The sequence below is a fragment of the Acrocarpospora phusangensis genome, assembly GCF_016862995.1.
GTDB classification, from domain to species: domain Bacteria; phylum Actinomycetota; class Actinomycetes; order Streptosporangiales; family Streptosporangiaceae; genus Acrocarpospora; species Acrocarpospora phusangensis.
In genome coordinates, this window is record NZ_BOOA01000001.1 from 177,235 (window position 1) to 189,673 (window position 12,439).

The 12,439-nt window shown below is 72.2% G+C and carries 12 protein-coding genes; 2 read left to right on the top strand and 10 right to left on the bottom strand.

Annotation, left to right across the window (positions count from 1 at the left end; all coding sequences use genetic code 11):
* Nucleotides 1–13 precede the first annotated feature (13 nt).
* Entirely contained in the window at nt 14–1,201 is a 1,188-nt protein-coding gene (locus Aph01nite_RS00745) for a substrate-binding domain-containing protein (RefSeq protein ID WP_204038712.1), read from the bottom strand.
* A 216-nt stretch (nt 1,202–1,417) separates the two neighbouring features.
* On the opposite strand from Aph01nite_RS00745, the gene Aph01nite_RS00750 reads away from it, so the two are divergent.
* Nucleotides 1,418–1,807, top strand: coding sequence for a cupredoxin domain-containing protein (locus Aph01nite_RS00750; protein WP_204038713.1), 390 nt, complete (start codon nt 1,418–1,420; stop codon nt 1,805–1,807).
* Here Aph01nite_RS00750 and Aph01nite_RS00755 read toward each other — a convergent pair.
* From Aph01nite_RS00755 to Aph01nite_RS00780, 6 genes are read right to left on the bottom strand one after another with little or no spacing between them, the layout of a single operon-like run.
* Complete coding sequence (locus Aph01nite_RS00755; RefSeq protein WP_204038714.1) at nt 1,804–2,481, bottom strand: class I SAM-dependent methyltransferase; 678 nt, start codon at nt 2,479–2,481, stop codon at nt 1,804–1,806. The two genes, Aph01nite_RS00750 and Aph01nite_RS00755, sit on opposite strands and share 4 nt — an antisense overlap.
* Nucleotides 2,478–3,719, bottom strand: a complete 1,242-nt coding sequence (locus tag Aph01nite_RS00760) for a glycosyltransferase (protein ID WP_204038715.1) — start codon at nt 3,717–3,719, stop codon at nt 2,478–2,480. The genes Aph01nite_RS00755 and Aph01nite_RS00760 overlap by 4 nt, the downstream gene beginning before the upstream one ends.
* The gene (locus Aph01nite_RS00765; protein ID WP_204038716.1) at nt 3,716–5,098 is read right to left on the bottom strand and encodes an O-antigen ligase family protein; all 1,383 of its coding nucleotides are present in this window, start codon (nt 5,096–5,098) and stop codon (nt 3,716–3,718) included. The genes Aph01nite_RS00760 and Aph01nite_RS00765 overlap by 4 nt, the downstream gene beginning before the upstream one ends.
* Nucleotides 5,095–6,516: a hypothetical protein gene (locus Aph01nite_RS00770; RefSeq protein ID WP_204038717.1), complete on the bottom strand. Its 1,422-nt coding sequence runs from the start codon at nt 6,514–6,516 to the stop codon at nt 5,095–5,097. Before Aph01nite_RS00770 ends, Aph01nite_RS00765 begins: the two co-directional genes overlap by 4 nt.
* Nucleotides 6,513–7,451 (bottom strand): sulfotransferase, encoded by a 939-nt coding sequence (locus tag Aph01nite_RS00775; RefSeq protein WP_204038718.1) that lies wholly within the window; start codon nt 7,449–7,451, stop codon nt 6,513–6,515. The genes Aph01nite_RS00770 and Aph01nite_RS00775 overlap by 4 nt, the downstream gene beginning before the upstream one ends.
* Nucleotides 7,436–8,713 (bottom strand): Ig-like domain-containing protein, encoded by a 1,278-nt coding sequence (locus Aph01nite_RS00780; RefSeq protein ID WP_204038719.1) that lies wholly within the window; start codon nt 8,711–8,713, stop codon nt 7,436–7,438. The genes Aph01nite_RS00775 and Aph01nite_RS00780 overlap by 16 nt, the downstream gene beginning before the upstream one ends.
* Nucleotides 8,714–9,058: 345 nt before the next feature.
* Between Aph01nite_RS00780 and Aph01nite_RS00785 the strand changes: the two genes are divergently transcribed.
* Nucleotides 9,059–10,147 (top strand): glycosyltransferase family 4 protein, encoded by a 1,089-nt coding sequence (locus Aph01nite_RS00785; protein ID WP_204038720.1) that lies wholly within the window; start codon nt 9,059–9,061, stop codon nt 10,145–10,147.
* Here the strand turns inward: Aph01nite_RS00785 and Aph01nite_RS00790 are convergent.
* Genes Aph01nite_RS00790 through Aph01nite_RS00800 form a run of 3 tightly spaced genes read right to left on the bottom strand, consistent with a single transcriptional unit; the run spans nt 10,130 to nt 12,407 of the window.
* Nucleotides 10,130–10,306, bottom strand: a complete 177-nt coding sequence (locus Aph01nite_RS00790) for a hypothetical protein (RefSeq protein WP_204038801.1) — start codon at nt 10,304–10,306, stop codon at nt 10,130–10,132. The two genes, Aph01nite_RS00785 and Aph01nite_RS00790, sit on opposite strands and share 18 nt — an antisense overlap.
* Nucleotides 10,303–11,004, bottom strand: a complete 702-nt coding sequence (locus Aph01nite_RS00795) for a class E sortase (RefSeq protein ID WP_204038721.1) — start codon at nt 11,002–11,004, stop codon at nt 10,303–10,305. The genes Aph01nite_RS00790 and Aph01nite_RS00795 overlap by 4 nt, the downstream gene beginning before the upstream one ends.
* A 2-nt stretch (nt 11,005–11,006) precedes the next feature.
* Nucleotides 11,007–12,407 (bottom strand): hypothetical protein, encoded by a 1,401-nt coding sequence (locus tag Aph01nite_RS00800; RefSeq protein ID WP_204038722.1) that lies wholly within the window; start codon nt 12,405–12,407, stop codon nt 11,007–11,009.
* Nucleotides 12,408–12,439 lie beyond the last annotated feature (32 nt).

The following is a 12,439-nucleotide window of genomic DNA, read 5'->3' on the forward strand; positions in this document are numbered from 1 at the left end:
TTGGGGGAATGGCTTAGTTGAAGTTCACGAAGTTGCACTTGTTGCCGGTCGGGTTGACCTTGACGAAGCCCGCGTCCGTGATGACCTTGTCGACCGCGAGACCCCAGTTGCGGTCGACGTTGGGGTTGGCGATGCCGGGGTTGGTGTCGCCGGGCTTCTTGCTGTGCACGGCGTTCGGCTTGCAGATCCAGCCGTTCTCGCCGATGTAGCCCTCGATCCAGCCCGGGCCGCCGCGGCGGTACACGTTGTACAGCGTCCGGTTGTACTGGTAGGTGCCGTTCTGAATGGTGGTCGGCGTGGCGGTGATGCCGCCGACGCTGATCAGGTCGGTGGCGGCGTCGGTGCAGTTGGCGGCGCCGGTGGTGTACTTGCCGAACGAGAGCGGCCAGAGCGAGGCGCCCTTGTCGGCGGCGGGCAGGTTGTTGATCTCGGTGCAGTCGTTCTCGAACAGGACCAGGCCGCCGGTGGCCGCGACGCAGGCGTTCGCGTCGCCGCCGAGGAAGGAGGTGATGGTGGCGTAGGTGCCGGAGCTGGTCTGGATCCCGTGGACCTTGATCGGGGTGCCGGGGGTGCCGCCGAAGTCGCCCCAGTCCTCGGCGCAGCCGTCACCCGAGACGTCCCGGAAGATCTCCTGGAGCTGCGCGTGGGTCAGGTTGGTGACCGGGCCGGAGGCGCCGCCGAGCCACTTGGCGATGCCGATGGCGTCCTTGGCCCAGCCGACGTAGCGGAGCTGGTCGCCGGCGTTGCACTGGGACGGGATGCTGCTGACCGAGGACGAGGAACGCGCGTAGCTCACCGGGGAGACGCCGGCCAGGCTGTCGTTCTGCTGGCAGAGCTGGCGCAACCCGGCCGAGGACCCCTGCGGGAACTGGCTCACGGCCACCTCGTGGTCGTAGTTCTCGGTCTGCACGGTGGTGGGCAGGTCGGCCAGGCAGGTGTACTGCGGCACCGCCGGAGGCACCACCAGCTCACAACCGGGCGAGCCGTTGAACGCGGCGTCCATGGCCTGCATGGCGAAGAAGGTGGTGTCGGAACCCGAGCCCCGGATGATGCTGTTCATCTTGCCGTCGGCGAAGTCGGGAAGCGCCCAGGCGGGGGTGGCGAGCGCCGTCACGGTGACCGCGGCCACGGCCACGGCGCCCATGCGCCGGACCAGGCGGCGCAGCCGCCCCCGGGTGACTGACTGGATTTCGGTGGACATGGAACCCTCTATCCTCTCGGCCTTACTGACACGGGCGATATTGCCAAAGATCCACCCGCCGCCAACAAACCCGGAACGACGGAAAGGGAAACGAATACCCTGCTTTCAGGCGACATTTCAGGACTATCGATCGGGTGTTTATCTTCCCCTGCCGTTTACCGCCCTGGCATTTCACGTCGGCCCCGCATGCATCTGCGGTGCGGACACTGCCATCCCATGAGAAAGCTCTTGGTCATCGGTACGGCTCTCGCCGTCGCGACCGCCTGCTCCCCCGCGCCCGCCGCGCCCGCCGCCACGACCCCCGCCCCCGTGAACACCGCCGCCGCCTTCGGCCACGAGGTACGGATAACCAGCACCGGAGCGGTGCCGAAGCTGCTCGTCTCCGGTGTCGGGGAGGCGGTCGCCTGGCGGAACGACTCGGGCGGCGAGGTGACCGTACGGCTGATCGACGGCACGCCGCCGTCGGGCGCGCTGAAACCCGGAGACGTATTCAGCCACACTTTCACGACGGCCGGGACTTTCGCCTACACCCTGGACCGGGAGTCGAAATCGGCAAAGGACCCCGCGGGTGTCGTCGAGGTCCTTCCGCACGAGCCGGCGGGCTAATCGCGTACGGCGATGAGTGATTTCCGCAGCCCGAAGAGGCGTTCGGAGAGATGGTCGGAGTCGGGAAAGTAATAACGCATCAGGGTGCGGGTCATCAGCTCGATTTCCAGCACTTTCGGCAGCGCCTCCGCCCGGGTCCTCGGCCGCGTCCCCCAGGACAGCGGCCACCGGGCGGCGACCGCCGTCCGCAGCGGCAGCGGCAGGAACTGGAACAGCGGGAACAGCCAGTGCGGCTCCAGCGGGAAGTACTGGTACGGCGCCTGCACCCAGTGCCGCTCCGACAGCTGGTGCACGCTGGCGGCGAACCGGCGGCGCATCTCGTGGCCGCCCACGTGCTCGATCACCGAGTTGGAGAAGGCCAGGTCGAACCTGCGGTGGGCCAGGTTGCGCGGCAGGTCGCAGGCGTCGCCGAGCTGGACGGTGATCCAGTCGGGCGCGTCGTCCACCGGCGGTTCGAGGTTGAGCAGGTGCACGTGGGCCGGTCGGGCGGGGGCACGGGTCCAGGTGCGTACCGAACCGCCGAGGTCGATCACCTCCATGTCGGCCAGGCCGGGGAAACGTTCGAGCAGCAGGTGGAAGCGGCGGGTCCGCAGCTTCGTGTTGACCGAGTCCGGGCGGCCGATGAACCGCTGCCTGATCCGGCGTCCCAGGTCCTGGTCCTGGCCGGCGGTCATGACGCCTTCCTGGTCAGCCGGGCCGCCTCGGCGTAGAACTCGCGCAGCCGGTTGGTGTGGCCCTCCGGCACGAACCTGCGGATGGCCAGGGAGCGCGCGGACTGGCCCATCGCCAGCGCGCCCACCGGGTCGCGGAGCAGGGCCAGCGCGGCGGAGGCCAGCTCCATCGGCGCGTCGGCGGCGATCAGGCGGCCGGTGGCGCCGTCGGTGACCAGTTCGGGGATGCCGCCCATGGCGGTGCCGATCACCGGGACCCCGCACGAGAACGCCTCCAGGATCGTCATGGGCTGGTTCTCGTACCAGCGCGACGGCAGCACCAGCGCGGTCGCCGAGCGCATCAGGTCCAGCACCTCCTCGCGCGGCAGCCGCCCGAGGAAGGTGACCCGGTCGGGCGCGACCTGCCTGGCCAGGGCTTCCAGGGACTCCCGTTCCGGTCCGTCGCCGGCGACGACCAGGCGGCCCTGCGCGCCGAGCAGGCCGACCGCGCGGATGGCGGTGTCCACGCCCTTGCCCTGGTGCAGGCGCCCGGCGTACACGAGCGGGCCGCCCGGCACCGTCTTGGCCGCGGTGGAGGCCGGGTCGCCGAAGTTGTCCAGCACCTGGAGCCGGTCGGCGTAGATCCCGGCCCTGGTCAGCTGCCCGGCCAGGAACTTGCTGGGGCTGATGAAGACGCCGACCGAGTCGTACGCGCCGAAGCGGCGGTGCAGCCAGGTCTCGGTGGCGACGGCGATGCTGGCGGCCAGCGAGTTGTCCTTGCACCGCCGGCGGATGGGCTCGCCCATGCCGCCGTCCACGCAGGCGGTGCAGATCTGGCCGTGGTCGAGGAAGGAGTAGGACGGGCAGGCCAGCTTGTAGTCGTGCAGAGTCATCACCATCGGCACCCCCGCGTCGCGCAGCGCGGCCACCACCGAGGGGCTGAGCTGGTGGTAGATGTTGTGCAGGTGGGCGACGTCCGGCCGGAACTCCTGGATCAGCCGCGCGATGCCCCGCCGCGCGCTGGTCGACCACATCATGCGCCCGACCCCGCGCACCTTGGAGATCGGCCCCCGCGGCATCGGATTCATGTCGATGAATTTCGGGAAATGCTGGTCGTAGCCGGTCGGCAGGTTCTCGGGATGGGCCATGCCGAAGAACGCGACCTCGTCCCCCCGCCTGGCCTGCAGCCCGGCCAGATCCAGCATGTACGACTCCGCCCCGCCACGGCGGTAGACGAATTTGTTGACGTGCAGGATCCTCATCGGGCCGCCCTCACTCCGAGTCGAGCCGCGATGCCGGCGAACACCGCGAAGTACCACATGACCACGACCGACGTCATCGCGTTGTCCGAGATCGCGGAGACCAGCAGCGCCATCACGCACCCGGCGAAGGCCACCGCGCACCCGCGTTCCAGCCCGCCGGCCGGCCCGGTGGCCCGCAGCGCGCGAACCGCGGTGATCACCAGCGCGGCCAGCAGCCCCAGATAGGTCACCAGGCCGAGCAGTCCGCTCTCCACCAGGGCCCGCAGGTAGTCGTTGTGGACCTCCTTGTAGATGAGCAGCCGCGTCGTGCCCAGCCCGGTGCCGGTGACCGGATTGAGCCCGAGCAGATCCAGCGCCTGACTCCAGTGATCGAATCGCCAGACCAGGGAGTTGGCCTCCAGTCCGCCCTCGGTCCGCGTCTCCGCGAGATCGGCGAACCGGTCCGCCACGGCGGGCACCGCGACCACGATCGCCACCACCAGCGCGCCGAGCCCGACGAGCAGCCGCCGGTTCTGCAGCAGCCCGACCACCACCAGGCCGGCCAGCGCGGCGATCATCGCTCCGCGCGCGCCGCTGCCCAGCAGGGCGACCCCGGCCAGCGCGAGCACCGAACCGATCGCGATCTTCGCGTTCCGCCCCGCATGCGGGAAGATCGCCACACCCGCGATGATCAGTACGTGGCAGAACATGCCGAGCGCGTTCGGATGCCAGAAGGTGCCGTGCGGCCGGAGCGAGCCGTTCAGCTCGACCAGCCCGTCACCGGTGAGCAGCTGCTGGACGGTGACCAGCGACGGCAGCACGGCGGCGGCGAAGACCGCGATCAGCAGCTGCGGGATCCGGGCGGGGTCCTGGTCGGCCAGCCGCTCCACCACGAAGATCATGACGAGCACGGCGCCGATCCGGACCACCTCCCCGGCGCTCGTGCCGAGGGAGAGCGACCCCAGCGCGCTCAGCACGCAGGCCACCAGGAACAGGCCGGCCGCGACCGGCAGGAGCCGGGGCGCCGGTTCGGCCCGGCGGCCCTGCGCGACCAGCCAGGCCAGCCCGGCGACGATGAAGAGCGCGCCGAGCATGGACGAGGGATCGAGCCAGCTGGCCGCCGTCTCGCCGCCACCCGACGGGCTGATGGACCCGGCCAGCTTGGTGGCGTCCAGGCTGGCCCGCACCCCGAGCACGATCAGGACGAAGACGAAGAACCGGGTCAGCGCGATGAGGCCGAGCGCCAGGCTGAGCGCGACGGCCACCGGGATGACCACCGTCCCCCTCGGCTCCCCCACGGCGAACGCGATCCCGCTGTAGGCGGCCAGCGCCGCCGCCGCGGCGAAGGCGGCGATCCAGCCGGCGGCCGCGCGCGCGGACCCGGCCCGGACGAGACTCATGGGGACTCCAGCCACCGCTTGGCGCGGTCGAACGGGGTGGGCAGGGTGACGAGCAACGGGTCGGAACCGACGTGGAGCGGTCCCGGACCCCAGGTTCTGGGCTTTCCCGACGGCAGCGCGACGACCTCGGCCGCGCCCACCGGTTCGCCGAACGCGAGCGGCACCACCGAGCCGTCCGCGCTCCACACGACGAAGGCGGTGCGGTCCCCCAGATCGACGACGCCCCCGGCCACCCCCCGCAGGTCCAGCGGACCCCACCTGCCCGTCGCGGTGCGCAGCCTGAGCTGGTCGAACACCGTCTTGGCCGGGCGGGGTCTGTCGTCGGCGCCGTACAGGCCGCGCCAGGTCTCGCGCGGGGCGATCGTGCCGGGACGGTAGTACAGCGGCAGGTACACGACTCGGCGCACACCGGCCGCGAGCAGGGTGACGACCAGTTTGGCGGTCTCCGTGCCGTGCGTGTCCTCGTCGTAGTCCGGGCCGGGCCAGAACGTGCCGACCTCCCACGCCTCCACCCGGGTGGCGGCGGGCAGGTCGCGCCTGATGTAGTCGAGGATCTCCGGCAGCAGCGCCCACGGGTCGTAGTAGTGCAGCTGGTAGACGTCGAAGACGCCGTCCGTGCCCAACTCGCGCACGGTCTGGTGGGCGGCGATGGCCCGCCGGCCCGCCGGGGTGCCGAAGGCGGCCCGCAGGCCGTCCAGGTCGGCGGCCGGGGGGAACCGCCCGGTGCCCCGCCGGGCGTAGTAGGCGGCGTAGACGCGCAGGGCCTCGGCCGGGCGCGCGCCGACATCGTCGGCCCGCGCCACCGCGATGCCGTAGCTGGAGCTGGACAGCCCGGGGTCGGTGACGATCGCGGTGAGGTCCCCGCGCCGGACGGCCGCCGCGCCCGCGCGGCCGACCTCGCCGTAGGCGGCCGGGTCGGCCGCCCAGAAGTTCTCCGCGTCGATCTCGTTCTCGATCGCGTACTGGTGTACGCCCTTGGCGGCGTACCGGCGGACGAGATCCTCGACGAACGCCTCGTAGCGGGAGAGGTCGGCGGGCGGGCGGGAGGCGGCGGCGCGGGGGGCGGGATCGGCGGGGTCGCCGGTGGCCCAGCACGTGCCGATCCTGATCCTGATCATCACGTGGTAGCGGACCGCGAGCAGGTCGCTGACCACACGGTCGTCCAGCGCCCAGTTCCTGGTGCCCCGGTCCGGTTCGACCGCGCACCAGACGATGTCGTGGAAGGTGGCGCCGCCCGCGTACGCGCCGATGTCGGCGTCGTACCTGGGCGGATGCTGGTAGCCGTCCCACTTGAGGCCGAACGGACTGCCGACCTTGGCGGTGGCGGGAACCGGGCCGGGTGGTGCCGCGGAGGTCGAGCATCCGGTGACCGCGCTCAACAGCAGCACGAGCGCGGCGGCGCGCCGCCCGCGGATCACCGGGCGCTCCGGTAGCCGTAGCGGTTCCGGAGGGGGTAGGTGGCGCATTCGACCAGCAGGCGTTTGGCCGGCGGCAGCGCGCGGGACCATTCGGCGTCCAGGCGCAGCTCGATCTCGCCGGAGTCGTGGCGGCCGACGTTGCCGGCGACGGTGTGCGTGGGGCTCATCCGGACCGTCGAGCCGGCGATCGGCGGGAGCTCGGCGTCGGTGATCCCGGCCAGCCCGGCGGCGGCGCGCAGCCACCTGACCGGCTCCCGGATGAGGTCCTCGTACCGGATCAGCAGGTAGCGGCCGGGGTCGGCCGCCCAGCTGCCGGCGGCCGCGAGGTTGCCCAGGTTCCACATGGCCGCCGTGGTCAGGACCGGGCGGGTGCGCATGGTGTCGGCGCCGGTGCCCTTCTTGCGGCGGAGCCAGGACCACGCCACGGCTCTCGGGTCGCGGACCAGGTGGATCACGCGGAGCTCGACGCCCGGGAGATCGTCCAGGAGCCGCCCGTACGCCACGGGCTTGGTGGAGTCGACCACGACGCGGCGGCCGGAGACGGACGCGGCGGCACGGATCAGCCGGGCGAGGATCTCCCGGTATTCGGGTGATTCCTCCCGGAGGCGGCCGCGTAACCAGAGCGAGGCCACGTCCCGGCCCCGGGAGGTGGCGCGATGGAAGCGCGCCAGGCGTTCCACCTCCGCCTCCCCGGGGCCGTCCGGGCCGAAGGTCTCCTGGAGCACGGTCCGCCAGACCGGGCAGGCGCGGACCCGGCTGCCGCAGCCGCACCTGCCGTCCTGGCGCAGTCCGCGGTCCCACAGATAGCCGAGTTCGCCGACGTCGAAGCAGTCGCCGAGCTGGCCGAGCAGGCTCCCGAACAGGGTGCTGCCGCTGCGGCCGGCCCCGGCGATGTGCAGGACGACGACCGGCTCGGAGGTCACTCGCACGCCCACTGCCATCTCGATCGGTGGAAGACCCACCCGCACTGCGGCTTGTGGATCACGGTCGCCGTGGGCTTCGGGGTGGGCTTGGGCGTGGGTTTCGGCGTGGGCTTCGGGCTCGGCCTGGGACTCGGCGTCGGCGAAGGTGTCGGTGAGGGGCTCGGTGAGGGGCTCGGCGGCGCCACGGCGGTGACCACCCGGTACGGCTTGTCCTGGTCGACCAGACCGACCCTGTCGATCGCGGCCACCTGGACCACGAAGGCCCCCAGGGCGGGCGGGCGGAAGGCGTACGACCAGGACGTGGTGGGGGAACCGGAGCGGTCCACCGGGATCCGCACCCGGGCGAACGCGCCCCACGATCCGTCCGGCCGCAGCCACGAGCGGGTGGCCTGGTCCTGGACGGCCAGCCAGAGGCCGGTCACCCCGTAGTCGTCGGTGGCGCTGCCGCTGAGGGTGACCGGGGTGCCGAGCGGCGTGCTCGCGTCGATCGAGGCGGGGGCGGCGATCACGGTGTCCGGCGCGACGTTGTCGACGTTGATCCGCCGGAACGGCAGGGACGCGTCGGGGTTGCCCGCCTTGTCCAGTACCACGGCCTGGAGGGAGAACTGCCCGGCGCGGGGCGGCGTCCAGGTGAACTGCCAGGTGGCGGTCTTGTCCCCCGTGGAGGTGAGCGAGGTCGGGTAGCGGTGGTAGTCGCCGAAGGTGCCGTCCGGCCGGTACCACTGGCCGGTGGTGCGGTCGCTCACCGCGAAACCGACGTCGCCGATCTTGCGATCGTCCGAGGCCCAGCCGGTGAAGGTGAGCGGGCGGACGCCGAAGACCTCGTCGTTGATGGACGGCTGGGTGAAGTCGGCGTCGGGGGCGACGTTGTCGACGGTGAACGCGCGCCAGGTGGAGGTGACCGCGCCGTCCGCGTCCTTGGCGAAGACGGTCACCCCGTAGTCGCCCGGAACCGCCGCGGTCCAGTCGTACGCCCAGGTGGCGGAGGCGCCCGGCACGATCGTCACCGGGACCCGGGCGAACGCGCCCCAGGTGCCGTCCGGGTGCCACCAGAGCAGCGTGACCCGGTCCTGGATGCCGAGCCAGAGTTCGGTGACGCCGGCGTCGTCCGTCGCCGTGCCCCGCAGCGCGATCGGGCCGGGTTTGACGGAGGCTCCCGTGACCGGCTCGCTCATCACCACGGCCGGGGCCGCCGCGACGGCGGGCAGCGGCGTGATCACCGACGCCAGCAGGAGACCGGTGGCGACGAGAGGGGTTGTCGTGGACGGTTTCATCAGACCCCCGCCAGGTCATGAGATATGGCTATATCCGATTGGCTGGATATTTATACCTGTTTATTGGCTTACGAATCAGTGCGCTTAGCACCAACGCGAGTGCTCCTGATAATGAATTCCAGGTAAACGAACGGGTTGCCCTCCGGCGAGCGGGACGAAGAGGCCAACCGGACGTTAAGAGTGCGGGAATACCACCGCCACCCCTTTTCGCCCAGACGGCGATTCCTTAGCGTCCAGCCCGGAAGCGCGTTATTTGCGTTGTTATAGGGGCCGTCCATGCGTGCCGTAAAGATTTCTACTTCAACGACCACCGCCGGGCGCCCGGGACGTGCGCTCCGCATCGCCATGATCGGCCAGCGTGGCCTGCCCGCCACGTACGGCGGGATCGAGCACCACGTCGCCCAGCTCGGCCGGCGGCTCGCGGCCCGCGGCCACGACGTCACCGTGTACTGCCGCGGCAACTACTCCGGCGAGCGCCGTGACCGCCTCGACGGCATCCGCCTGCGCCACCTGCCCACGATCGGCACCAAGCACATGGAGGCCCTGACCCACAGCCTCACGTCCACCCTGGCCGCCGCCGGACGCCACGACATCGTGCACTACCACGCCCTCGGACCCGGCCTGTTCGCGCCGGTTCCGCGCTACCTGACCGGCTCCAGGGTGGTGCAGACGATCCACGGCTGGGACGACCTGCGGGCCAAATGGGGCGGTCTCGCGCAGCGCGTCCTGCGCGCCGGGCGGTGGATGAGCCGGCGGGTCCCGAACGCCGTGATCGGCGTGTCCCGGGAGATCACCGACGAGTACGGCGAAGCGGCCACCTACATCTCCAACGGTGTCGAACGCCCGCCCGACGACATCAGCCCGGAACCCGTGCTGGCCCGCGGCCTGCGGCCCGGTGGCTACATCCTGTTCGTCGGCCGGCTGGTCCCGGAGAAGGCCGTCGACCTGCTGCTCCGGACGTTCAGCCGGCTGCCGGGCGATGTTCGGCTCGCCGTCGCCGGCGGCTCCGCCTACACCGACGCGTACGTCGCCGGCCTGCGCGAGCTGGCCGCCCGGGACCCGCGCATCCACCTGCTCGGCTACGTGTACGGCGACGACCTGGCCGCGCTGTACCACCACGCCGCCGTGTACGTGCAACCCTCACACCTGGAGGGTCTGCCGCTGGCCCTGCTGGAGGCCGCCTCGCACGGCCTCCCCCTGGTCGCCAGCGGCCTCGGCTGCCACCGCGAGATCATCGCCGCGGAGGGGCCCGGCGGCCGGATCTTCCGCCCCGGCGACCCGGCCGGGCTGCGGGAAGCCCTCGCGCACGTGCTCGCCGACCGGGAACGGGAGCGCGCGGGAGCGCTGACCCGCCGCGACGACGTCCTGCGGCGTTACTCCTGGGACCGCGCCACCGACCTGACCGAGGAGCTCTACCTACGGCTGGCCCGCTGACGGTTCCACGGTCACCTCGTCGAGGCCGAAGAGCGAGTCGGCCAGCGGGAAGAGCACGTACCAGAGGAAGCCTCCGGCGGCCGCGAGCAGCAGGATCGCGCACACGGTCCTGGTGAGCCGGCCGCCGGGCAGCTTGTCCCAGATCCAGGGATAGATCATTTCTTCAGCTCCAGCTCGGGGGGCCGTCCGTCCGTCTTCGCCTGGGAGCGGGCGAGTTCCGCGAAGACCGCCAGGCGCTGCCAGTTCTGGAGCTTCGGGTTGCACGTGGTCAGGGTGAGCATCGCCCGTTCCGGGGGCACTCCCGGGCGGTTGGGCGTGGGGGCGACGACCTCGACCGAACTCGGCAGCACCTCCCGGTGCCCGGTGACGCGGTACACGAACCAGGCGTTCCGGGTCTCCGCGACGATCGTGTCCCCGGTGCGGAGCCGGTCGAGGTCCCAGAAGACCGAGGGAATGCGGTGCCCGGCCACGGCCATGTTGCCGATCTCCCCCGGGCGGGCCGTCTTCGGATAGTGGCCGGGGCCCTTGCGCAGGTCGGCCTGGGTCACGCCTTCGACGACGGCCCATCTCCTGTCCAGTTTCGGGATGTGCAGGCGGGCGAGCGGCAGGCCGGGCGCCGGGGCGGACGGCGCGTTCGCGGCCGTCCAGATCCGGTCGAGGCGCTCGTCCACGAGGCGCTGCTCGGCTTCGATCCGCCACGCCTTGCCGTACACGGCGTAGGCGGCGAAGAGCAGCGCGATGACGCCGAGCGTGACCATCAGCTCGCCCGCGCCCCTGGCGAGCCGCCTCGACGGCGGCTCCCAGAGGTCGTCGTCCTGCCGGTGCTGGTACGGCGGGGCCGTCTGACCGGTGACCACCGTCAGAGCTCGCCCGTGACGTAACCGCCGCGCCTGGCCGCCCGGAGGGTGAACGCGCCGCCCACGACCAGGAACGCGCCCAGCATGGTCAGCGGGGCGACGAAACCGTCCCCGGTCTTGGGCAGTTCCTCGTCGTCGCCGGCCGGGACCGCGGTGACCGTCTCGTAGAAGGTGGACGTGGACCTGCTCGGGGTGTGGCTGAGCGAGGGGGACGGCGTGGTGCCGCCGCCGGAGCGGGAGGGCGAGGCGGAGGGCGAGCGCGACGGGGACGGGGACACGCACGGGGAGGCGCTGGGGGACGGGCTCGCGCTCGCGCTGGCGGAGGCGCTCGCCGACGCGCTGGCACTGGCGGAGGCACTGGCGGAGGCGCTCGCGCTGGCGGACGCGCTCGCCGAGGCGCTCGCGGAGGCGCTGGCCGAGGCACTGGCGGACGCGCTGGCCGAGGCGCTCGCGGAGGCCGACGCGCTCGCCGACGCCGAGGCGCTGGCGGACGCGCTCGCCGAAGGTGTGGGACAGGGGCGGGGGGACGGGGTCGACGACGCGCTCGCGCTCGGGCTCCCGGAGCCGCCGGCGGAGGTGCTGGGCGTGGGGCTCGGGGTGCTCGACTCGGTGAGCAGCAGGTGGGCGTCGGGTTGCACGACCTGGCTGAGGGTGAGCAGGACCGAGACCGACGCGGGCACGTCCTGGGCGGACAGGCGCGCCGCCTGCGGGGTGCTCGCCGAAGGGCTACCGGTTGGGGTCGCGGTCGCGGTTTCGGACGGGGTGGAGCCGGGCGTCGCCGTCGGCCCGGGGGTCGATCCGGCGCTCGGTGACGGGGTCGCCGCCGTGGCCGTCCCGGTCCAGCTCACGGTCAGGCCGCTGAGGTGGGGGGCGCCGACGGCCAGCCGTACCAGGTCGGTGGTGGCGGGCGGGTCGGTGAGCAGGGACGGGGACGGGCTGAGGCTGGGCTCGGCGGACGGACTCGGCGTCGGGGTGGGTGTCGGGGTGGGTGTCGGGGAGGGCCTGGGGGTGGGGTCCGCGACCGTGGTCACCCGCTCGGCGCGTACCACGGCGTCGCGGCCGTCGATGTGCAGCCAGGGCCGGCTGACGACCACCGTCCGGGGGCCGTCGACGAGACGGACAGACCCTTCGTACTCCACTTCGGCGTCGCCCGTCGCCGGGTCGAACGCGCCGCCCGCCGCGTGGAAGCGGACCCCGCCCTCGGGCGTGAGTTCCGCGCCGCCGTCGACGGACACCCGCGTGTCCGCGTCCGCGAGGGCCGCCAGGCCGATCGTCAGCGTCCCCGCCGTCACGTCCCGGGCGGTCACCGCGTTCGGCGGGGTCGCGGCGACCGCGCCCACGGCCAGTGCCGCCCCGAGCCAGATCTGCGCGATTCCCAGGGTCGCCAGCCGTCTGTGCCGCACCCTCATCATCAATGACCACCCAAAACCGATTA